The sequence below is a fragment of the Escherichia sp. MOD1-EC6021 genome (genome assembly GCF_002965245.1).
Lineage (GTDB): Bacteria > Pseudomonadota > Gammaproteobacteria > Enterobacterales > Enterobacteriaceae > Escherichia > Escherichia coli_F.
This window is the reverse complement of record NZ_PTRU01000006.1, coordinates 1-22,178: the sequence shown is the minus strand read 5'-3', so window position 1 is coordinate 22,178 and position 22,178 is coordinate 1. Positions and strand designations below refer to the sequence as shown.

General features: G+C 48.7%; 22 protein-coding genes and 2 pseudogenes. 6 read left to right on the top strand and 18 right to left on the bottom strand.

Translation table 11 applies throughout. From position 1 onward, the window contains the following. Positions 1 to 27: 27 nt before the first annotated feature. A complete protein-coding gene (gene araJ, locus BEB54_RS08820) occupies positions 28 to 1,212 on the top strand; it encodes an MFS transporter AraJ (protein ID WP_039021006.1) in 1,185 nt (394 codons plus the stop codon). A gap of 137 nt (positions 1,213 to 1,349) precedes the next feature. Here araJ and mak read toward each other — a convergent pair whose 3' ends face one another. After that, on the bottom strand, positions 1,350 to 2,258 hold the full coding sequence (mak, locus tag BEB54_RS08815) for a fructokinase (RefSeq protein WP_001219294.1): 909 nt from the start codon (positions 2,256 to 2,258) through the stop codon (positions 1,350 to 1,352). A gap of 124 nt (positions 2,259 to 2,382) precedes the next feature. On the opposite strand from mak, the gene rdgC reads away from it, so the two are divergent. Next, entirely contained in the window at positions 2,383 to 3,294 is a 912-nt protein-coding gene (rdgC, locus tag BEB54_RS08810) for a recombination-associated protein RdgC (RefSeq protein WP_001298537.1), read from the top strand. A 77-nt stretch (positions 3,295 to 3,371) separates the two neighbouring features. On the opposite strand, the gene BEB54_RS08805 is transcribed toward rdgC, so the two are convergent. From BEB54_RS08805 to BEB54_RS08765, 7 genes and pseudogenes are all read right to left on the bottom strand, one after another. After that, positions 3,372 to 3,827 carry an SF0329 family protein gene (locus tag BEB54_RS08805; RefSeq protein ID WP_105277192.1) on the bottom strand — a complete coding sequence of 152 codons (456 nt, stop codon included), beginning with the start codon at positions 3,825 to 3,827 and terminating at the stop codon, positions 3,372 to 3,374. After that, on the bottom strand, positions 3,824 to 6,103 hold the full coding sequence (locus BEB54_RS08795) for a DUF2773 domain-containing protein (protein ID WP_123059732.1): 2,280 nt from the start codon (positions 6,101 to 6,103) through the stop codon (positions 3,824 to 3,826). Before BEB54_RS08795 ends, BEB54_RS08805 begins: the two co-directional genes overlap by 4 nt. Positions 6,104 to 6,246: 143 nt before the next feature. Then, entirely contained in the window at positions 6,247 to 6,531 is a 285-nt protein-coding gene (ppnP, locus tag BEB54_RS08790; RefSeq protein ID WP_000941942.1) for a pyrimidine/purine nucleoside phosphorylase, read from the bottom strand. A gap of 71 nt (positions 6,532 to 6,602) precedes the next feature. After that, positions 6,603 to 7,280 (bottom strand): annotated as a pseudogene (locus BEB54_RS08785) (AroM family protein). Between the two features lie 257 nt (positions 7,281 to 7,537). Continuing rightward, positions 7,538 to 7,729: a protein YaiA gene (gene yaiA, locus BEB54_RS08775; protein WP_001142439.1), complete on the bottom strand. Its 192-nt coding sequence runs from the start codon at positions 7,727 to 7,729 to the stop codon at positions 7,538 to 7,540. A gap of 49 nt (positions 7,730 to 7,778) precedes the next feature. Continuing rightward, a complete protein-coding gene (gene aroL / locus BEB54_RS08770) occupies positions 7,779 to 8,303 on the bottom strand; it encodes a shikimate kinase AroL (protein WP_000193393.1) in 525 nt (174 codons plus the stop codon). A 182-nt stretch (positions 8,304 to 8,485) separates the two neighbouring features. Beyond that, positions 8,486 to 8,944 (bottom strand): YaiI/YqxD family protein, encoded by a 459-nt coding sequence (locus BEB54_RS08765; protein ID WP_000158159.1) that lies wholly within the window; start codon positions 8,942 to 8,944, stop codon positions 8,486 to 8,488. A 119-nt stretch (positions 8,945 to 9,063) separates the two neighbouring features. On the opposite strand from BEB54_RS08765, the gene proC reads away from it, so the two are divergent. Beyond that, entirely contained in the window at positions 9,064 to 9,873 is an 810-nt protein-coding gene (proC, locus tag BEB54_RS08760) for a pyrroline-5-carboxylate reductase (protein ID WP_001295331.1), read from the top strand. Positions 9,874 to 9,889: 16 nt separating this feature from the next. Here proC and adrA read toward each other — a convergent pair whose 3' ends face one another. The 5 genes from adrA to BEB54_RS28980 all read right to left on the bottom strand — a co-directional run bounded on the left by adrA (position 9,890) and on the right by BEB54_RS28980 (position 13,707). Then, entirely contained in the window at positions 9,890 to 11,005 is a 1,116-nt protein-coding gene (gene adrA, locus BEB54_RS08755) for a diguanylate cyclase AdrA (RefSeq protein ID WP_000484048.1), read from the bottom strand. Positions 11,006 to 11,106: 101 nt separating this feature from the next. Then, the gene (psiF, locus tag BEB54_RS08750) at positions 11,107 to 11,427 is read right to left on the bottom strand and encodes a phosphate starvation-inducible protein PsiF (RefSeq protein WP_001295332.1); all 321 of its coding nucleotides are present in this window, start codon (positions 11,425 to 11,427) and stop codon (positions 11,107 to 11,109) included. Positions 11,428 to 11,545: 118 nt separating this feature from the next. Next, a complete protein-coding gene (gene phoA / locus BEB54_RS08745; RefSeq protein WP_105277190.1) occupies positions 11,546 to 12,961 on the bottom strand; it encodes an alkaline phosphatase in 1,416 nt (471 codons plus the stop codon). A 100-nt stretch (positions 12,962 to 13,061) separates the two neighbouring features. After that, positions 13,062 to 13,322 carry an anti-adapter protein IraP gene (gene iraP, locus BEB54_RS08740; protein WP_000792970.1) on the bottom strand — a complete coding sequence of 87 codons (261 nt, stop codon included), beginning with the start codon at positions 13,320 to 13,322 and terminating at the stop codon, positions 13,062 to 13,064. A 181-nt stretch (positions 13,323 to 13,503) separates the two neighbouring features. Further along, positions 13,504 to 13,707, bottom strand: coding sequence for a hypothetical protein (locus tag BEB54_RS28980; RefSeq protein ID WP_001353412.1), 204 nt, complete (start codon positions 13,705 to 13,707; stop codon positions 13,504 to 13,506). 77 nt (positions 13,708 to 13,784) lie between these two features. Here BEB54_RS28980 and ddlA point away from each other — a divergent pair, with 77 nt between their 5' ends. Beyond that, the gene (ddlA, locus tag BEB54_RS08730; protein WP_000413662.1) at positions 13,785 to 14,879 is read left to right on the top strand and encodes a D-alanine--D-alanine ligase; all 1,095 of its coding nucleotides are present in this window, start codon (positions 13,785 to 13,787) and stop codon (positions 14,877 to 14,879) included. 182 nt (positions 14,880 to 15,061) lie between these two features. Here ddlA and BEB54_RS08725 read toward each other — a convergent pair whose 3' ends face one another. Beyond that, entirely contained in the window at positions 15,062 to 15,274 is a 213-nt protein-coding gene (locus BEB54_RS08725) for a DUF2754 domain-containing protein (protein ID WP_000056900.1), read from the bottom strand. A gap of 259 nt (positions 15,275 to 15,533) precedes the next feature. On the opposite strand from BEB54_RS08725, the gene BEB54_RS08715 reads away from it, so the two are divergent. Next, positions 15,534 to 15,842 (top strand): YaiY family protein, encoded by a 309-nt coding sequence (locus BEB54_RS08715; protein WP_105277189.1) that lies wholly within the window; start codon positions 15,534 to 15,536, stop codon positions 15,840 to 15,842. 57 nt (positions 15,843 to 15,899) lie between these two features. Here BEB54_RS08715 and yaiW read toward each other — a convergent pair whose 3' ends face one another. Continuing rightward, on the bottom strand, positions 15,900 to 16,994 hold the full coding sequence (gene yaiW, locus BEB54_RS08710) for a surface-exposed outer membrane lipoprotein YaiW (protein WP_105270947.1): 1,095 nt from the start codon (positions 16,992 to 16,994) through the stop codon (positions 15,900 to 15,902). Between the two features lie 12 nt (positions 16,995 to 17,006). Next, positions 17,007 to 18,227 carry a peptide antibiotic transporter SbmA gene (sbmA, locus tag BEB54_RS08705; protein ID WP_001353414.1) on the bottom strand — a complete coding sequence of 407 codons (1,221 nt, stop codon included), beginning with the start codon at positions 18,225 to 18,227 and terminating at the stop codon, positions 17,007 to 17,009. 351 nt (positions 18,228 to 18,578) lie between these two features. Between sbmA and ampH the strand changes: the two genes are divergently transcribed. Then, positions 18,579 to 19,736 carry a D-alanyl-D-alanine-carboxypeptidase/endopeptidase AmpH gene (ampH, locus tag BEB54_RS08695; RefSeq protein WP_000830728.1) on the top strand — a complete coding sequence of 386 codons (1,158 nt, stop codon included), beginning with the start codon at positions 18,579 to 18,581 and terminating at the stop codon, positions 19,734 to 19,736. Here ampH and iprA read toward each other — a convergent pair whose 3' ends face one another. Both iprA and BEB54_RS08685 read right to left on the bottom strand, forming a co-directional pair. Further along, positions 19,737 to 20,360: a hydrogen peroxide resistance inhibitor IprA gene (gene iprA / locus BEB54_RS08690; RefSeq protein ID WP_105282174.1), complete on the bottom strand. Its 624-nt coding sequence runs from the start codon at positions 20,358 to 20,360 to the stop codon at positions 19,737 to 19,739. Positions 20,361 to 20,445: 85 nt separating this feature from the next. Beyond that, a pseudogene (locus BEB54_RS08685) lies at positions 20,446 to 22,101 on the bottom strand (autotransporter outer membrane beta-barrel domain-containing protein); the annotation flags it as partial. Positions 22,102 to 22,178 lie beyond the last annotated feature (77 nt).

Sequence of the window (22,178 nt, the reverse complement as noted above, 5' to 3'; positions counted from 1 at the left end):
AGCCGTTCTGGTGGTTGTGATGGTGGTATGAAAAAAGTTATTTTATCTTTGGCTCTGGGCACGTTTGGTTTGGGAATGGCCGAATTTGGCATTATGGGCGTGCTTACGGAGCTGGCACATAACGTAGGTATTTCGATTCCTGCCGCCGGACATATGATCTCGTATTATGCGCTGGGGGTGGTGGTCGGTGCACCAATCATCGCACTCTTTTCCAGCCGCTACTCGCTCAAACATATCTTGTTGTTTCTGGTGGCGTTGTGCGTCATTGGCAACGCCATGTTCACGCTCTCTTCGTCTTACCTGATGCTCGCCATTGGTCGGCTGGTTTCCGGCTTTCCGCATGGCGCTTTTTTTGGCGTCGGGGCGATTGTGTTATCGAAAATTATCAAACCCGGCAAAGTCACCGCCGCCGTGGCGGGGATGGTTTCGGGGATGACAGTTGCCAATTTGCTGGGCATTCCGCTGGGGACGTATTTAAGTCAGGAGTTTAGCTGGCGTTACACCTTTTTATTGATCTCTGTGTTTAATATCGCGGTGATGGCATCGGTCTATTTTTGGGTGCCGGATATTCGCGACGAGGCGAAAGGAAAGCTGCGCGAACAATTTCACTTTTTGCGCAGCCCGGCCCCGTGGTTAATTTTCGCTGCCACGATGTTTGGCAACGCGGGTGTATTTGCCTGGTTCAGCTACGTAAAGCCATACATGATGTTTATTTCCGGTTTTTCGGAAACGGCGATGACCTTTATTATGATGTTAGTTGGGCTGGGGATGGTGTTGGGGAATGTGCTAAGTGGCCGGATTTCAGGACGTTATTCACCACTACGCATTGCGGCAGTGACTGATTTCATTATTGTGCTGGCATTGCTGATGCTCTTTTTCTTCGGCGGCATGAAAACAACGTCGCTTATTTTTGCTTTTATTTGTTGCGCGGGATTATTTGCCCTCTCTGCACCGCTGCAAATATTGTTACTGCAAAATGCCAAAGGTGGAGAATTATTAGGTGCCGCAGGTGGGCAAATAGCGTTTAACCTCGGTAGCGCCGTCGGCGCATATTGCGGAGGTATGATGCTGACGCTGGGGCTGACTTATAATTACGTGGCGCTGCCTGCCGCCCTGCTTTCGTTTGCTGCGATGTCGTCGTTGCTGCTGTATGGTCGCTATAAGCGCCAGCAAGCGGCGGATAGTCCGGTGCTGGCGAAACCAGTGGGGTAGATTGCAGCCACGGTGCACGTTGCTTATTGCCGGATGCGGCGTGAACACCTTATCCGGCCTACGGCTGCTCATTTTGTAGGCCTGATAAGACGCGGCAAGCGTCGCATCAGGCATGATGCACCAATTGCCTGGTTTTTTTACTCTTGTGGCCATAACCACGCAGCGCCGCGTACGCCGCTGGAATCACCATGTTTCGCCTTACGCACCGGCGTTTCACATTCGCCGCCGAAGACAAATTGTTTAATCAACTGCGGAACCGTTTGATATAAACGATCTACATTGCTCATCCCGCCCCCCAACACAATCACATCCGGATCGAGAATATTCACTACGTGTGCCAGCGATTTTGCCAGCCGCAGCTCGTAGCGACGCAATGCCAGTTCCGCTACCGGATCGCTTTCTTCTACCAAGCGGATAATTTCACTGCCTTTCAGCGCATGTCCGCTCAAACGACGATAATCCGTCGCGAATCCCGTGCCCGAAATAAAGGTTTCAATACAACCTTGTTTACCGCAATAACAAGGGACTTCCTCGCGATAACGCAGTTCATCTTCGTCCATCCACGGTAGCGGATTGTGTCCCCACTCGCCTGCCGTGCCATTGCCGCCGATATGCGCTCGACCATTGAACGCTACGCCCGCGCCGCATCCCGTGCCGATAATCACGGCAAATACCGTCTGCGCTCCCGCTGCTGCGCCATCTACCGCTTCCGAGACCGCCAGACAGTTGGCGTCATTTGCCAACCGCACTTCCCGTTGCAACCGCGCGCTTAAATCTTTATCAAATGGCTGACCGTTAAGCCAGGTTGAATTGGCATTTTTCACCACGCCAGTGTAAGGCGAAATCGAGCCTGGAATGCCCATGCCTACCGTTCCGCGCTGCCCTGTCGCCTGCTCCGCCATATCAACCAACGTGGCGATCGTTTCGATGGTCTGATGGTAATCATCACGCGGTGTGGGCAGACGATGACGATACAACTGCTCCCCTGCATCGCCCAGTGCAATCACTTCAGTTTTAGTGCCGCCTAAATCGATACCTATACGCACGGTACTCTCCTTATTTTTTTCAATATCAATAGCGTAGAGACGGACAACCGGATTGGCAATGCAAGGCCGCCGACAATTCGTTATCATGCCCGCTAAATTTAACGACAAGGCCGTGGAAATTATCATGCTGTGGTTCAAAAATTTAATGGTTTACCGTCTTAGCCGCGAGATTTCGCTGCGTGCAGAAGAGATGGAAAAACAGCTAGCCTCGATGGCATTTACCCCATGCGGCAGCCAGGACATGGCGAAGATGGGCTGGGTTCCTCCGATGGGATCGCACAGCGATGCGTTAACGCACGTTGCCAATGGTCAAATTGTTATCTGCGCGCGCAAAGAAGAAAAAATCCTCCCGTCTCCGGTGATTAAACAGGCGCTGGAAGCAAAAATCGCCAAGCTGGAAGCGGAACAGGCGCGCAAGCTGAAGAAAACCGAAAAAGATTCGCTGAAAGATGAAGTGCTGCACTCTCTTCTGCCGCGCGCTTTCAGCCGTTTCAGCCAAACCATGATGTGGATCGATACGGTAAACGGTTTGATTATGGTGGACTGCGCCAGTGCCAAAAAAGCAGAAGATACGCTGGCATTACTGCGTAAAAGCCTGGGGTCGTTACCGGTTGTACCATTGAGCATGGAAAACCCGATTGAACTGACGCTGACCGAATGGGTACGCTCTGGTAGTGCGGCACAAGGCTTCCAGCTGCTTGATGAAGCCGAACTGAAATCGTTGCTGGAAGATGGCGGCGTGATCCGCGCGAAGAAACAAGATTTGACCAGCGAAGAAATCACCAACCACATTGAAGCAGGAAAAGTGGTGACTAAACTGGCGCTCGACTGGCAGCAGCGCATTCAGTTTGTGATGTGCGACGATGGTTCACTCAAGCGTCTGAAGTTCTGCGACGAGCTGCGCGATCAAAACGAAGATATCGACCGTGAAGATTTTGCCCAACGTTTTGATGCCGATTTCATCCTGATGACCGGTGAACTGGCAGCATTAATCCAAAACCTGATCGAAGGATTAGGTGGCGAAGCACAACGTTAATTGCTGATTTGCCTTTAATGCCGGATGCGACGCCTGCGGCGTCTTATCCGGCGTACGAATCCACACCAGGCATATAATCATTCGCTACGGCGGGCAATAATTTTTAGCGCAGCAATATTATGCGTTTTACGCCGTAACTGATCCAACCGTCTCATCCCTATTCGCCTGTCAGCGGCACGCAGAATATTCACTAACCCCCATTTATCGCTGGTACATTGTTTCGTTAACAGCTCCGCTTTTGGGGTATCAATATATTCACGCAATAAATCAGAAATTGAACAAATATCCGTCAGATAAGGATACCAGCAAGTTTCACCATGAAAATTACGCACTCCACCATTGCCTGCCATAAAGTCTTTTGGGTAATCCCAGATCACGTCTTTATCCAACGTGATCCAATAACGCGGTAAATCGGAGCTTCCACCATTTTGGCTGCGCATGGGATAACGGGTACAGTGAATTTGCAGGTTGATCGTTGGCGTCAGTAAGTCATAAATCTCCCTCTGTAACTTGCTCCAGGGGCGTTGTGTCATTGTTTTTCCTCAAGCCGGTTACGCGCTTCACTGCGAATTTGCCGCGTTGCCCCGGTTTTCACTAAATGACGTAACTGCGAAAGATCGGGCTGATCAACAAATAAGATTAATGATGCATCCTCCTTTAACCACGCCGTTTTCACATCGGCAGCCAACTGTGGATTATTAATAGCCAGCGCCCGATCCTGTGACTCAGTCAATGTCGTTAACAAAGAGGCTGGGGTATGTACATTGCGCAACGCCGTCTGCCGCAAATGATCATTGTGACTTTTCAGCAATCCGCACCACCATTCATCATCTGATTTATCTTTTATCGTATCCAGCTCCGCAAAAATATCGCTTTCCTCATGATTCCAGCGGTGTAATCCCCTTTCACTTTGTCTACGGGTGCTATTTTTCATACTGACAACAGACAACGCCCAGTCGGAGTTAAAACGATACTGTTGATCGAGTTTGTTGATAATTCCGGAGGGTAAATCTTCATTATCAAATAGCTGGTTTCGCATCCGATAGCGGTATTCAGCAGGTAAATAAACCAGTAAATCGATGGCATTATTAAACATCTCTTCGTCAATAATACCATTATCAATCAGCGCCAGCTGTACTTCGTAGGCTTGCTCTTGATCTTCTTGCCGTTTACTCATCCTTAATTTTAAGGTGTGTTGCCATAATTGTTTCTTATACTCCAGAGGTAATAATTTATCGCGTGCCAGCTCATACCAGATGCTGGGAATGTCATGCTGATTCAGTAGATAACTAATCACTTCCTTCGAGGTCAGATAACGCATGCCGTCACGTAAGTTGTGCACATCTTCTTTTGCCAAAGTCAGTTGACGCGACTCCGGCAAAGCGACCAATAACGCCTTCACGATATTTTTATTTTCTTTATTATCCAGATACATTTGTTCTGCGATACGTTCAACATCCTCTGTACTCAGGGTCGCTGACAGTTGGGTGATTTTTAGTTCAGTAAGCGTCCGGGCTAATGCTTGACGAACTTTCAGCGATTTATCTTTACTCAACAACACCGCTTGTTGTGCGGTTAAATCGGCTCCGGTAATTCTTTCGCGTAACTCCGGATCTTCGCTATTTATCAATTCATCAACCACTGCAGTTGGAACCAGCCAGGCGTAATCGTAATGGCTGATTAATGTCTTGCGCACACTGAGAAAAGGGCTTTGACTTAACGACACAACAATATCAGGAGAAAGATTATCCTGTCTGGCCTGCTCCAGCTGTATGCTCTCGACGGGTACAGACATTAATTTTTTATTCACTTCGGCGGATATATTGCTGTTTTTAACCAGTCCTCTGGCAACAGCTTCATCTTTAATTAATTCATCGGTAAGCAAATGCATGTGTTGAGCAGGCCAGGACTGCGCCATTGATTCACGCGTCTGGTCATCAGGGTGCTGTAACAATTGCAGCATAACGGCGGGTGACAAACGCTCTATATGTGTCAGAAAACGTGCCACCAGTGAATCTTCATGCTTTATTTTATCCGCAGGGAAATTGTCGAGTTTACCCGCTTCAATCCACTGTAATTTCTCATTAATTTTAGAATCAGCTTTATCTCGAAAAACAGGTAACCCCTGAATTATATTATCTGCGACGCTATCATAGTCAGGATACGCATTAAAAATATTATCAGTTTCGATTTCAGTATGATCGTAAAAGTCGGGATTCACCAGTGAATAGGCTTTCTTAATATTCTCATCCCAGCTATATCCTTCACCACTTGCATCTTCATTGATATAAAATTCAGCTTTGATGGACTCAAATTGCGTTGCTTTATCGGAAACAATAATTCCTCGTGCGCTAATTCCCCTCATCACTTCAAAATTATGATCATTATAATCAGCATAAACTAAACCTTTTGCTGTCATCTGCCCTTTGACATACGCGAAATCATGATTAATAAAGTTATCGACAATAACATTACCTAGTACAATCAGATGACCATTACCTGACAGATAATCATCATAATCGCCGGAAATCGTTAAATTACCGTTCACCACCAGTTTATGCTGATTGCTGAAGTTAGTGGGTAATGATAGGTCACCATTGTGATAATACCAACGGATATTATCTTTCAGCATATAAGCAGCTTCCATACTATCGTTGGTTGCCGCTTTAACCACGTTGCGCTCATCTGCCGTCATAAGATGAAAGTCAGAGGTGATAAGGTCCTCGCTACTGATCCACTCTGTGGCACATGCATTGCCAGTCATAAAAAATACGACCATACAGATGACCAATATATTAATTCTATTCATAATCTTCACTGATATTTATATCAACCTTGATGAATTATGAATATATCGGAAATCGAAAAAATCGCAGCAAAGGAAATATTATTATGGGTTAAAGAGAGGATATTTCAGAAAAATGCCCTCCCGTTCATGGGGAAGGCGAGGAATTACAGATAGCGGCACAGATAAGAGGTGGGTTCGGCAACTTGCAGATGAAACTCGCTGTGACCGGGAACATTAAACACCGAACCGGCTTCATACACTTGCCAGTCGGTCGCGTCAGGCAGTAACACATTCAGCGCACCACTGATTACCGTCATCTCTTCAGGCTCAGCGGTGCTGAAGGTGTATTCGCCTTCAACCATAACACCCACGCTGGCGCGACCAGTGCTGCTGCTGGAAAAGCCGATCGATTTCACTTTGCCGGAAAAGTACTCATTACTTTGAAGCATAAACTGGCCCTGTCTGGTAGTTGAACATCTACTTCACTATAGGGGCCAGAGGCGCTGGCTGTCACGCAAAATTACACCAGTAATTCCGCAGCTAGCCTTGCAATCAATACGTTAGAGAGCAAGACAGGAACATCGAGCTGTTTTTGCAGTAAATCGCGATGACGCTGGTTAAATCCCAAACAATCCAGCATGATGACATCTGCGCCTTTTGCCAGTAATTCTTTCCCGGCATCAATGATTTTTTGTTCCGAATCATGAATGGGGTTACCCAATGAAAATACTGGCGGTTTCTGCAAAATTTGCCATTTTTGCGCCTGAACGGTCAGTAGCTCTTCAACCGGTACGATAACCCCCACCTGATGATCTTCAACAATAGATTAAACCAGCGGTGGCAATATTCGCGACGGCTCAAGAAAGATCGTATTACGCGCGGTCATACTACTAATGTTTGCCGTACTCATTAATATAATGACGTCGTAACCCTGATTATCGAGCACTTCAACCACACCTTGCAGGTCTCGCTCCACTTTGCGACGCGAAACATGTGCCAGCTGGCTGTCATTTAATAATGTGAGAATTGTGTCTTCGCCTGCTTCTGGCGCGTACTCCGCCATCACTTCTTCGCGGCTTAACTTCCCCAGCAGGCTATGATGGGAAATATTATCTTCGTCAATGTATTCTGTCAGGAGCGGCAAAACTTCCTGCATAGGTACAATGCCGATGGTCAGGATCGCCAACGACGCACTCATTGTTCTTCCACCTTACTTTTATTTCGTCGTTAATTACCGGGCAAGCGCTAAGCACCACTGCCGACACTTACCTGTGCTACAAATGACAAAAAGCGTAGCAGCAGACCTGCACGGCATAATGTAAAGATTCCAAATGATTCCAGTAATGGATTGTTATTGTTTAATATTCTAATTATTTGAAAAACATGAATTGTGAAAAATGTGACGCAGATCCCTTGTGGTGGCACTCAGAATCCCTTCCGAGCAGTCTGATGCGGTCACTCTTTGTCAGGGTCCTCATAGCGTTTTTTCGCATCCATCGCTTCCTGAGCGGTCGGATGTTCACTGATCAACGAGTCTGGTTTAGGATGATCGGCTCTGAGTTGGTACCAGGTTACCGTCTGTCCTGGCTTTCCTTTTTCAATCGTCACTATATATGCTTCACGAGGATAAGGCGGTTTCGTTGGCATCGTTCTTCCTTATTTCACGGGATGAACGTTAAGTATAGGCGCTCGAAAATCAACAATTGATCGTCTGTGCCAGGGCGCTGCGAATTTCAGAAATCACCTGGCTGGGTTCGTTTGTTGCGTCGATGATAATATGCGCAACTTCGCGATATAGCGCATCGCGTTCTTCCAGCACTTCCTGAACTTCTTCGCTCAGCGGTTTCCCCGTTAAGGTTGGCCGTAAATCTTCTTCCGGTGCAGCTTGCAGTCGGTTAACCAGGACTGATACTGGCGCACACAAATAAACCACGATCCCGTTATTTTGCATAAAGTGACGATTAAATTCCGTCAGGATAATGCCGCCGCCCGTGGCGATAACGGTGGATGGCGCAGTTACCGCTTCCAACGCCGCCGTTTCTCTGGCGCGGAATCCCGCCCACTCTTCCCTTTCGACGATCTCCGCGACCGTCATATTGAGCTGTGATTGCAACCACTGGTCGGTATCGACAAATCGACGGTTAAGCGAATCGGCAAGGGCCATTCCGACCGTTGTTTTACCACAGCCCCGAGGCCCGATCAGAAAAAGAGGTTGTGTCATCGTGGGTTTTCCCCAATAGGTCGCAATGCGGCGAAAGCCGGTGTCATGAGAATAGCGATCATACCATCAAACTAGTACAATTTCGATTGTAAAGAAAAAATTCCACTTAAAGTGAAAATTTTAATACATCCCTTACTATACCAATAAATTTTCAAGAATGAAGTGTAAATAATAAATTACATTCAGCCACGACTACGTTGCACTTCCAGCCACCACTTCTCCAGCTCCGCGGCAAAGGCCTGGCGGTCACGTTGTGAAAGGCTATCTGGTCCCCCGGTCTGGATCCCACTGGCGCGTAAGGTATCCATAAAATCGCGCATCGTCAGGCGCTCACGAATGGTCGCTGGTGTGTAACGTTCGCCGCGTGGATTAAGCGCCGCAGCGCCTTTCTCGATGGCTTCAGCAGCCAAAGGAATATCTGCGGTGATCACCAAATCGCCAGCTTCACACTGCCGGACAATTTCGTTATCGGCAACGTCGAAACCTGCCGCGACGCGCAGCGTTCGAATAAATCGCGAAGGCGGTACGCGTAAACTCTGGTTTGCTACCAGTACCAGCGGCATCTGCATACGTTCAGCCGCGCGATACAAAATCTCTTTAATTACATTGGGACACGCGTCGGCATCCACCCAAATTGTCATAACATCATCCTTTGTTGGGTAATTCTCTATTGTGTCGCGCTTTTGCCTTCCGGCATAGTTCTGTTTATGCTTCTGCCAGCGATTATCAAAACAATGAATTTCACGGCAGGAGTGAGGCAATGGAAAAGAAAATCGGTTTTATTGGCTGCGGCAATATGGGAAAAGCCATTCTCGGCGGTCTGATTGCCAGCGGTCAGGTGCTTCCAGGGCAAATCTGGGTATATACCCCCTCCCCGGATAAAGTCGCCGCCCTGCATGACCAGTTCGGCATCAACGCCGCAGAATCGGCGCAGGAAGTGGCGCAAATCGCCGACATCATTTTCGCCGCCGTTAAACCGGGCATCATGATTAAAGTGCTTAGCGAAATCACCTCCAGCCTGAATAAAGACTCTCTGGTCGTTTCTATTGCAGCAGGTGTCACGCTCGACCAGCTTGCCCGCGCGCTGGGCCATGACCGGAAAATTATCCGCGCCATGCCGAACACTCCCGCACTGGTTAATGCCGGGATGACCTCCGTAACGCCAAACGCGCTGGTAACCCCAGAAGATACCGCTGATGTGCTGAATATTTTCCGCTGCTTTGGCGAAGCGGAAGTAATTGCCGAGCCGATGATCCACCCGGTGGTCGGTGTGAGCGGTTCTTCGCCAGCCTACGTCTTTATGTTTATCGAAGCGATGGCCGACGCCGCCGTGCTGGGCGGGATGCCACGCGCCCAGGCGTATAAATTTGCCGCTCAGGCGGTAATGGGTTCCGCAAAAATGGTGCTGGAAACGGGAGAACATCCAGGGGCACTGAAAGATATGGTCTGCTCACCGGGAGGCACCACCATTGAGGCGGTACGCGTACTGGAAGAGAAAGGCTTCCGTGCCGCAGTGATCGAAGCGATGACGAAGTGTATGGAAAAATCAGAAAAACTCAGTAAATCCTGATGACTTTTGCCGGACGTCAGGCCGCCACTTCGGTGCGGTTACGTCCGGCTTTCTTTGCTTTGTAAAGCGCCAAATCTGCCGATTTCAACCACTCGCGATAGTGACTCATTTGTGGATTCAGCGGCGCAACCCCCACACTAATCCGTAATGTTACCTGTGGCGTATTCGGCAAACGTAACGTGTTTAGCCCTTCATGCACCCGTAACATGGCGGTAATGGCGCTCTCAGCTGGTGTACCGGACATGATTACCGCAAACTCATCGCCACCAAACCGACCAATCACATCGCTACCGCGCAGGGTAATTTGTAATTGTCGGGTAAGCGCCACAATCGCTTCATCGCCCACATCATGGCCCCAGGTATCGTTGATGCTCTTGAAATGGTCGATATCGATAATCAGTAACGTCGCATCGCGGTTATGCCGCCGACAGTTATCAAATTCATTGCGTAACATCGTTTCCCAATGACGTCGGTTATACACGCCCGTCATACCGTCGCGGGTACTCATGACCTGCAATCGGCGTTTATGTTCCGCCAGTTTAGTCGCCGTCTGGTAGCTGACCCAGCCAAACAGCAGAGGATAAATGACGATAATGGGAAGGGAGAGCCACCATTCCAGCGGCGCACTATTGAACGACACGGTGATACCCGTCAGTTCGAGGGTGACAAGGCAGGAAACCACCATCAACACCAGACCCGCGACAAACAGACGGGGGCCGCCTGCCCCCATCAAATTCAGACACATAATCATCAACATCGCGGTGGAAGGCAGCACGTTTACGCCCATTACGCCTACCCACATTCCCGCTAATACTGCATCGGTTTTTAAGTTATAAATTTCCCGGCTAAGCGGATCGACAGCCCTACTCGCAATCTGCCAGGCTAAATGCGGCCAGACGAACGCCCAGCCGACCAACACCAGCCACCACCAGCCCGGCGGCGGGTGCGAAACCAGCGTTGAAGCAATCGGTAAGAACATGCCAGCCAGGCCAACCGCGCGGGGTAGTCTGACGCGACGGGCGAAGCGCAGCCCGGACCGCTGATGTTCGTTTTGAGGAGTTAAAGGAGGTTCCTCCCCATGCGCCGCCGCTTTTTTGAAAAAGTTTTCATCATTCATTATTTTTGGGAACATTCAGAAACAATTTTCCCAAATTATAGAGACGGGGCTAAAGGCAGAAGTATGAAATTTCGGGTGAGCCATTTTCGTAGCTCACCCGTTAGCACTATCAGGTATCAGGCGGCTTTCTTGAGGCAGGCGCTCATAAACTTATTACGATCATCACCTTTCAGAGATTGTTGCGTTGCTTGATTATTACATTCGCGCATCTTTTGCTGCTGTGGCGTCAAACTTTTTTCACCAGGCGCAGACTTGCTGTTCTTCAGGCAATCACTCATGTAGGTCTTACGAGCATCCCCTTTCAACGCCTGCGCCGTCGCCTGCTGATTACAGGAGGTCATACGCTGTTGTTGCGGGGTTAAGGTTCTCTCGGCAGCGCCGACGGTGGTTAAAAAAACCAGTCCGAAAAGCAAGGTAACCAGTAATGTTATTTTCATAGCACCATCCCTCTTCATGTTTTAACCATGAGCGTTTGCGCCCGTGATCTGCCATTAAGTCTGGTTGCTAACCGCAAAAAAACCACCCGGCAGCGAAATTTCACCGCCGGGCGAGGTTTTATTTCAGCCCCAGGGCGGCTTTCATGGTGTAGAAGAGATCGGTCTGGTCGGTCAGTCCAACGACATTGGCGGCATGTGGGCCATACGCCGCAATACGCAGCTGACTACCGGTATGTTCTTGTGAATCCTCTTCGGAGTTCCCGTAACTCATCACCATCACTGCGCCATCTTTGGTATTTAGCGCCTGGGTGAGGCCCGGCGCTTTGGTGTCCGGCGCGACAATCTGGCTGGCGTGGGCGTGATCAGCGGTGACTATGACCAGCGTGTTGCCATCCTTTTTAGCGAATTCCAGCGCCCGTTGTACGGCTTCGTCGAGATCGACCGTCTCGCCAATTTGCCCACAAGGATTCGCCGCGTGATCCTGTTTATCGATTGATGCACCTTCAACTTGCAGGAAAAAGCCTTTCTCATTTTTACTCAACAATTCAATGGCTTTATCAGTCATCTGCGCCAGGGTCGGTACGCTGTCATTACGTTGCGGATTAGGCGTACAGGTAACTGCGGGCTTGTCGATATTGCCGTGGTACGTTGCTTTCGGTCCTTGCCAGCGCACTGGCATATTGCCGTCAGCAAACAGTCCTAGCAGGGGTTTTTGCTGGTTCGCTTCCGTCACCGCATTCAGTGAGGCAGCATCGCTCACCAACTGATAACCACGCGCCTGCGCCTGTTCACGCAGCGTTTTTCCCTGCCATTCACCGGCGGTTGCCGTTTCCGCAAAGGTTTTTGCGCCGCCGCCAAGCGTAACATCGGCACGGGCGTTAAGCAGCTGTTCGGTAATCGATCCTTTTCCGCCTTTTTCCAGCGCGTTACGCGGACATTTTTCACTGGTCGCGCTCGGACCGTAGCATTTGCGCGAAGTCACATGCGCCACCAACGCGGCGGGAGTGGCATCCTGCAACTCTGCGGTAGAAACGTTACCGGTCGCCAGCCCTGCGGCTTTTGCCATTTCCAGAATCGTTGGGTGATCTTTTTCATGAATATCGACACCCAATGCGCCGTTATAGGTTTTGACACCGGTTGACCAGGCAGTTGCTGATGCAGCCGAGTCGGTAACGTAGTCCGGTTTGCCGGTTTTTTTATTCAGCGCATAGTGAGTGTATTGCCCGGTAAGCGGTAAGGCATCAATACCTTTAAAAAAGCCGCCCGCACCTTCGGCATAATTACGTGCGGCAGTAATTTCCGAATCCCCCATCCCATCGCCAATCAGCAAAATAATATTTTTTGCAGGCTTATCGCTAAGAGAATCACGCAGAGCGGCGCTCTGATCACCCGTTAAGCGGCGAGCACCGCCGGGTGCAGTAATATCGCCCTGAGCAGCCCGGTTTTCCAGAATAGGCATTTCTGGTGTCCGGGCTTTTGTCACAGGGGTAAACAGTAACGGTAAGAGTGCCAGTGCAATAGTGCTTTGTTTCACTTTATTTTCTCCATGTACAAATACATTAAAAAATAAAAACAAAGCGACTATAAGTCTCAGCCGTGACAGCTTTATGACAGCTGTTGAAAAGATTACCTTTTTACTGACGAGGATGCTTCAATAACTTCTTTACATAATCGCGCAGCAGCTCCGTATCGTCGTCAGGAATGCTGGCATCGGGCTTTACCTCGTAAAGTGCCCCCTCAACCTGATCAATCAACCGCTGTTGGTCATTTTGCGCCATATTACGAAGCATTGCAGTGACGATAATCTCCAGTGCTTCTACCTGCGCGCACAGTTCTTTCGACTCTTCTTCTTTTTGGGCAAGCTTAAATAACAACTCAGCAATGAGATTTTTCATGTCTGTATTTCCTTATCCAAAGTATGGAGAAGTTAACATTATGCTTCACAACTTCATAGTGTCTGGAGGTAGTATTTTTATGACGAATGAAATACTTTGCGCAAATATTTTTTCCATATTTATCAGCGAAACGTTTCTCTTATTTAAATAAGTAACCATACAAAGTATAGGTTTTTAATTATCAACCTTTATTATAAGTAAAAGTTATGAAATATATTCTCTTTGCTAACTTATAATTAAGAGAAAAAAACTCACTGCATGGCCATTTAAACCAGGAATAAATTAGCTTCCCGTTCATCATTTTTGTGATCTTGCGCACATCTTTGAGATAACGCACTTTCTTCACCAGTACGTTGCACACTTTGTCAGTAGAAGATTGCAACATTCTGTCAGAAGGCCGCGAATCCCCCGTTTTGTCGTGGTAATGTATGCACTTTGTGTTAGACGGGATAGGTTTTCAAGATGGAAAAACTGCGGGTAGGAATCGTTTTTGGTGGTAAATCAGCGGAACATGAAGTGTCTTTGCAATCGGCAAAAAACATTGTCGATGCCATTGATAAAAGTCGCTTCGACGTTGTGCTGCTGGGCATTGATAAACAAGGGCAATGGCACGTCAGCGATGCCAACAATTATCTGCTAAATGCAGACGATCCTGCCCATATTGCGTTGCGCCCTTCGGCGACCAGTCTTGCGCAGGTGCCTGGTAAACATGAGCATCAGCTTATCGACGCACAAAACGGTCAGCCATTGCCGACGGTGGATGTCATTTTCCCGATTGTTCACGGTACGCTAGGCGAAGATGGTTCCTTGCAGGGAATGCTGCGGGTCGCCAATTTACCGTTTGTGGGTTCTGATGTTTTGGCGTCAGCGGCCTGTATGGATAAAGATGTCACCAAACGTCTGCTACGCGATGCCGGGCTGAACATTGCGCCATTTATTACCCTGACACGCACCAATCGTCAAAACATCAGTTTTGCCGAAGTGAAGTCAAAACTGGGGTTACCGCTGTTTGTAAAACCCGCTAACCAAGGCTCTTCTGTTGGTGTCAGCAAAGTAACCAGTGAAGAAGAGTACGCAATTGCCGTCGATCTGGCGTTCGAGTTCGATCATAAAGTGATCGTTGAGCAAGGGATCAAAGGTCGTGAGATCGAATGCGCGGTTCTGGGCAACGACAATCCGCAAGCCAGTACCTGTGGCGAGATCGTACTAACCAGCGATTTCTATGCCTACGACACCAAGTACATTGACGAAGATGGCGCGAAAGTGGTGGTTCCGGCAGCCATTACGCCTGAAATTAACGATAAGATCCGGGCAATTGCCGTTCAGGCTTATCAAACGTTGGGTTGCGCAGGCATGGCGCGTGTAGACGTGTTTTTAACCCCAGAGAACGAAGTGGTAATCAACGAGATCAACACACTGCCAGGCTTCACCAACATCAGTATGTATCCGAAGCTGTGGCAAGCCAGCGGTTTGGGTTACACCGACCTGATCACACGTCTGATCGAGTTGGCGCTGGAGCGTCACGCTGCGGATAACGCATTGAAAACCACAATGTAATTTTTAAATGCCCAATAACTGTTATTGGGCATTTAAGACTGTAAGATTGCCTGATGCGCTTTGCTTATCAGGCCTACAAGATAATTGCAATATACTGATTTTGTAGGCAGGATAAGGCGTTCGCGCCGCATCCGGCAAAAACAACGAGCACTTTGTCAGCCCCCAGAACGCCCAATCCTCTGTTATTGGGCGTTTTCAGTTTCTTCATCGCGACGACGAATAATCAGCCCCGCGAGCCAGAAACTAATCACCCACGTCACCAGACCAACGGCATAGGTCTGCCAACCTTTTGCTTCAAATCCCAGTAACCCCACCACGCCATTAAGAATGAATATCAGGCCAATGGCGAACGCATAGTAGTGCCAGTCACGGCGAATTTTTACAGGCAGACTCATGGCAGCTCCGTTAACGAAAAATAACATCTTCGCATAATCGATAACTTACGTCTGTGGGGTAGACAGCATTTCCCGTATCGTTAAAAAATTTAACTTAAAGTTACCTTTTTGTGACTCGTGACAAATATTCCCGCTTCGGGAATATTCCCAACATCAATTTACCATGATTCTGATATTGACAATCTTAATGACCTGTCAGACTTGCCATAAGCCGCTGGTATGACACCAGAAGAGAAGCAGATGACTTCCGGAGGTTTTTATGGCTGATTTCACCCTGTCAAAATCGCTGTTTAGCGGAAAATATCGCAATGCCTCTTCTACGCCTGGCAACATTGCCTATGCGTTGTTTGTGCTGTTTTGCTTTTGGGCTGGGGCGCAATTGCTGAACCTGTTAGTGCATGCGCCCGGCGTCTATGAGCGTTTAATGCAGGCTCAGGAAACAGGCCGCCCACGGGTGGAAATTGGTTTAGGTGTCGGTACCATTTTCGGGCTGATCCCATTTTTAATTGGCTGCTTCATTTTTGCATTAGTGGCGCTATGGCTGCACTGGCGACATCGCCGCCAGTAAGAGTAGGTTGTCAGATGCGGCCTCAAATGCCTTATCTGGCCTGGCGTTCCCTTTTGCTTACTGTTTCATACAACGCGCCCGCCGTTCGTCTACGCGCTTCGCAAACCAGGCCGTAGTCAGATTGCGGGTAATTTTCGGGCTTTCCAGTTGGATGCCGGGCAACATTTCGCGGGGTAGTGATCTACCCGTTTTCGCTTCGGCAAGTTGATAAACTTTCTTGTACAGCGCCGTCTCCTCAAAAGAGAAGCTGTCCCCTTTCTCTAACTGACGGCGAATTTCGCTGTCGCTCATCCCCAGTTTGCCTGCCAGTTTGCGCGTTGCCAGCTCTGTTTTCCCAGGTTCTTTACTGTCGTAACGAATTAAATCACCGTCCAGCGCCAGCTTCATGCCAGTGGCCTTACTGACCGCGTTCTGAAAAGCGGCATTACGGCTGGCGTACCAGCCAGCGTTAAAATCGGCAAAACGGTATATCGGCGCGCTATAACTGGCGGGATAATTCAGTAAATGGTAAGTACCGAACCACAATCCGCCGCGGCGACTGAAGACTTCCTGACGGACTGTACCGTCCATTTTCCACGGATACCCTTTGGTATGCTGTTCGGCAAACGCAATGCTGACCTGCATCGGTCCACCGGTACGTACCGGATTAAGCGAACCAAACAGCGTCTGCCCCATTGGCACCATGCTGATCAAATCGTCAAAAATCGCGCTTAATTGCTTTTCTGTACGCACAGAATCTAACCGCTCACTATAACTTTTGCCGTTTGGCGATTTGATTTTTAGCGCGGTATGAACCAGAAAAGCTGGGATGTGCATCCGTTCGGCACGACGGTCAATCTCTTGCCAGGCGATCTTGCTTAAGCCTGGAACGGCCGGATCTGCCTGATAATTTGACTCCTGCTGCGCCACCGCCAGCACCGAGCAGACGTTTTCCAGCGTCGGTGCCAGCCCCTGACTTTCAAACGTGGTGGCAAGATCTTTCGCCCAGGCATCGCGGTCTTTCACACTCGCGGGCATCTTCTGCCGCACGACGCTCGCCACATCTATCGCTTTTTCGCCCTTTTTCAACGGTTGCGGAGCCTGACTACTACACCCTGCTAAAACCAGAACCGCCAATAACGAAAGCGAAGATAGATGATTGACGCGCGACATTACTTCTCCTTTTTAACTCAAGGTATGGGTTACTTCCTGAATTTTGTCACCATCCAGCTCATGTTCAAAGCTGCGCAGACGTTTGTAGATAGACATCAACTCAACCAGCGTGGTCCATGAGTTAATCAGGTACTGAAAAGCACCGCGAACCTGACCAAAAACGTTGGTAATCTGCGTCATCAGGCCGAGCGTAATCGTACCGGCAACAATCGACGGAAACAGCAAGAACAAACCGAAAACGTTATCGACCTGCAAATAGAGAATGCGGGCGATGTTGAAATACATATAGTGAAAATAGAGGCGGAAATAGTTTTTCCGCACGGCGCTAAACAGCTCGCGTACCGTAGGCGGCGTCGCGCGCGATGCATCGTCTTCACCATAAACCAACTCTTTACGGTAGGCAGCCTCTACACGCTGATTTTTAAACTCCAGTCCCGGCAGTTTGATCCCTACCACTGCCAGCAATCCGGTCCCCATCAACGACCATACGATAGCAGCAATCACCAGACCATACGGAATATGCCCGACAATCGGCAGCTCCGGCACATGCGCAGAGAGCGTTACCAGTACCGGCAGGAAGGCGATCAACGTCATGATAGCGTTGATAAAACTGACGCCCATATTCTCAAGCGTTGAAGCAAAACGCATGGTGTCTTCCTGCACACGCTGGGCGGCACCTTCGATATGACGCAGTTGTTGCCAGTTCGCCATGTAATATTCGTTCATCGCCGTACGCCAGCGGAACACGTAGTGACTGACAAAGAAGTTGTTCAGCACACTGATCACCACCGCGATCAGCGCAATCCCCAGAAAGACGCCCACTTCGCGGTAAAATTGTTCGATAGTGACTTTATGCGGCGAACTTAGCGCAGTTTGAATCAGATCATAAAACGGCGCATACCAGGCGTTGACGGCAACTCCAACTTCTACCAAAAACCAGGTGACGAAGATAATCAACGCAGTACCGAGTATTGACCAGTATTGCCAACGATGCGGGCTATAAATAAACCAGAACAGTGCAAAAAGCCCTACGCAAACAATGTAGTAAGCGTAAAAAATCAGGAAATCTAACGACCAGAAACGCGCGGCGCTAATTGGGATCTGCCCGGAAGCTCCGGTGATGCGCGCCACCCAGTCCCCCCCACCGGCTTGCCAGAAGATAACGGCAATCAATGCCCAAACAAAGGCCGAGAGAAAAAACGTTCCCGGCTTTGGGAAAAAAGACTTAAACATATGCACTCCTGCTAACTTCTTATCGTTTTAACAACTGCTGTGTATTAACCGCATGACCGCTACAAAGAATCAGCCAAATGAAACCGCCCATTGTGACCCATAGCAAGGCGCATAGTTCGCCAGCCTGACCATAAGAATTGTTTCGACGGATTTCACAAACCAAAGATTGTTTACATTAGCGGATTAACACGCGCAGGATCACAAATGCAGGCATTGGTGAGCAGGAAAAAGATCGTGTTTACGCGCCGTTACGTTTTTAACACTATTATTGCACTAATTCGCCCTTTGCAATCCATCAATGAGTAGTATAAATACGCTCAGTTACCTTCATTCAATCTATGGACACCACCGTTGAAACGTAGTCTGCTTTTTTCTGCCGTGCTTTGTGCGGCGTTATTGACCCCCGTCCATGCGGCGCAGCCGATCACTGAACCGGAGTTCGCCTCTGATATTGTCGATCGTTATGCCGATCATATTTTTTATGGCAGTGGTGCCACGGGGATGGCGCTGGTTGTTATCGACGGTAACCAGCGCGTCTTTCGCAGTTATGGCGAAACGCGCCCGGGTAATAACGTTCGCCCGCAGCTGGATTCGGTCGTGCGTATTGCTTCGCTCACCAAGCTAATGACCAGTGAGTTGCTGGTGAAATTGCTCGACCAGGGGACCGTGAAGTTAAACGATCCGCTAAGTAAATATGCTCCACCAGGCGCACGTGTGCCGACTTACAATGGCACGCCTATTACCCTGGTGAATCTGGCAACCCATACCAGTGCCCTGCCCCGTGAACAGCCGGGAGGTGCGGCACATCGTCCAGTGTTTGTCTGGCCAACGCGCGAGCAACGCTGGAAATACCTTTCTACGGCGAAGCTGAAAGCCGCGCCAGGCAGTCAGGCGGCATACTCTAACCTTGCGTTCGACCTGCTGGCAGATGCACTGGCGAATGCTTCTGGCAAGCCTTATACCCAGTTGTTTGAAGAGCAGATTACCCGTCCGTTGGGGATGAAAGACACGACCTATACTCCATCGCCGGATCAGTGCCGACGTTTAATGGTTGCTGAGCGCGGTGCCAGTCCATGCAATAACACGCTGGCGGCAATTGGCAGTGGCGGCGTCTATTCCACGCCTGGCGATATGATGCGCTGGATGCAGCAGTATTTGTCATCTGATTTTTATCAGCGCAGTAATCAGGCGGATCGTATGCAGACGTTGATTTATCAGCGCGCGCAGTTTACGAAAGTGATTGGCATGGATGTCCCCGGCAAAGCGGATGCACTTGGTTTAGGCTGGGTATATATGGCCCCGAAAGAGGGTCGTCCGGGGATTATTCAGAAGACAGGTGGTGGTGGCGGTTTCATTACCTATATGGCGATGATCCCGCAGAAGAATATTGGCGCATTTGTGGTGGTCACTCGTTCGCCATTGACGCGCTTTAAAAATATGAGCGATGGCATCAATGACCTGGTGACAGAACTGAGCGGGAATAAACCGTTGGTCATCCCCGCGTCCTGATTAATACTCTGAAGGCAAACGGTTGATAGCAACCAGTTTGCCTTTATTCATTTCGATATAGCCGCCTTTACGTAAAGCAGCGAGAACTTCTGCGACGACAGAACGCGATATGCGTGTACGTTGATGGATATAATTCATCACACCAATACGTGAGCGTAATTCTTCATTCCAGTCAATCATTGATAATAACGTTGCGCGGATTTGTTCGTAGGAATTATGTCCAATGAGCTGCACATCGCGTAATTCCAGAATTCTATTTTGCCAGGCTAACCAGTAAAAAGCGTCTCGCCAGAGTTGATTTTGTTCAATAAGCGTAATGGTTTGTTTGGCTGGCAGATGATATCCCGTACAATTTCCTTCTGATATTAATTTGTATGGTATATCGTTTTTCATCAACCCATCAGCCAGCCCCATAATAAAAGGTGCCAGGGTAATACCGATAAGTACGTTTTCTTCTCTACGCAGAGATATAATGCCTTCTAAAATAACGAAAGTATCTTCGCTATTGACATCACTTGAAAATATAACTTGCTTTTCATTATTAAACTCGAAGCGCGTGCCGTATCTGGACAAACATTTATCGAGCTTACCAAATTCCTGAAGAGGTTTAACTACAGTTAACATTTGCGCGTCCTTTGCAGTAATGCCCGTCAAATCCTTGACGGGCATTATTTAGATTAAATTACCTATTTCTTCGGAGTGAAGAATATTACCAGGTATATTTAACACCCACATTCGCGGACCAGTCTTGATCTACGTCACCACCACCGAGGTAGTTAGCATCGGTATAGGCGCTGAAGTTCTTGGTGAAGCTGAACTGAGTACCCAGACCAACACGTACCGCAGACCCTTCAGTACCGTTATCGATGGAATCACCGTTCACATCGTTATCGTTGTTAGAGTCGTCGTAGACGTAAGCCAGTTTGAAGTACGGAGTCAGAGCCTGGTCTTCGCTGTAGGTGAAGGTATAACCTGCATCTACACCCAGTTCATAACGCATGCTGTCGTAAGACTGACCATCAACTTTCATGTCGTTGCTCAGCTGGTAATCATCACCAGACTGGAACAGACCAGAAACGCTGCCGTAAGGAGTCACGTAACCTGCATCACCCAGTTTGAAGTCGTAACCGGCTTTCAAACCAAAGCCCCAAGCGTCGGAGTTGGTGCTGCCGTCAACGTAAGTACCGTTGCTCATGGTTGCAGACAGGTCGTTGTTGAAGTGAGAGTAGCTCAAGCTACCATCAACAAAGACGTTGTTCGCGAAGTGAGCAGAAGAGTAGATGTAGGCAGTCTGGCTGTCTTGATCCACCTGACCAGAACGGTCATTCATGTCACCTTTAGCGAAGCCTGCAGCCGCACCGACGATCCACTTAGCGTTGTTACCGTCAACTTTGGTATCAACACCGACCATGATGCCGTTTACATCCTGATCATAGTTAATGGTGCCGTTGTCGCCGTTGAAGTTACCACCGAAGTAGCTTACCCATGCGCCGCCGTTATCAGCCAGACCATGACGAGAGTTGGTCAGACGAGTACCAACGGTGTCTTGTTCCAGGTTCCAGATATTGGTGTTCGCAGACGGGATGCTCAGCGCCATGTTAGCGTAGTCGGTCAGCTCCATCTGTTGCAGAACAACGGTGTTACCGCGCTGCTCAGCCTGATAGGTGTATGCACCCAGGTCAGCTTTGTTGGCAGCAGAGAAGGTCGCGTTGGTATTAACGTCGTTTACATAGATAATTTCTTTATCTTTGTAATCAGCGATAGCGCCAGCGCCTGTTGCGTTGTCGATACGAACTTTATAGTTACCGGTTGCAGCAACAACGTTGTCTACAGAGCTGTTATCCAGTTCAGTACCATTGTCTACATCGCCGTTACCGTTGATAGTCAGGTGACCATCAGAGTTCATAGCAACAATACCGTAACCGTAGTTAGACTTGGTAGTATCCCAGGTACGGTCGTTCACCAAGTCAGCGTTCAGAACATAATCGCTGCTGTGGATATCGAATACACCGGATACTACATTACCATTATTGTCAGCAATGTTGCCGCTAGTCAGTTCCAGTTTATCGGTATGGAAAGCTTCGGTATCGAACTGATCAACGTTCACATCCAGCACCCCACCGTTAGTTACGGTGATAGTATTAGCATACAGGTTGGAATAGATGCTCCAGCCAGTTGATTCAGTCAAATCAACAGTACTATAGGAATTAATAGTCAGATGATCGGTATCAACATAACCACCTTCACCAATGTTCAGAGAAGAGCCATTAGTTAAATCGATAGTGTCTGAAGTTAAACCAGAATCAGAAACATTAACTTGAGAACCATTATTAACGGTCAGGGTATCAACAAGTGAGTCACCTGTTAGACTGGCCCCCTGAATCTCCAGACAACCAATATCACTTATTTAAGTGATAGTCTTAATACTAGTTTTTAGACTAG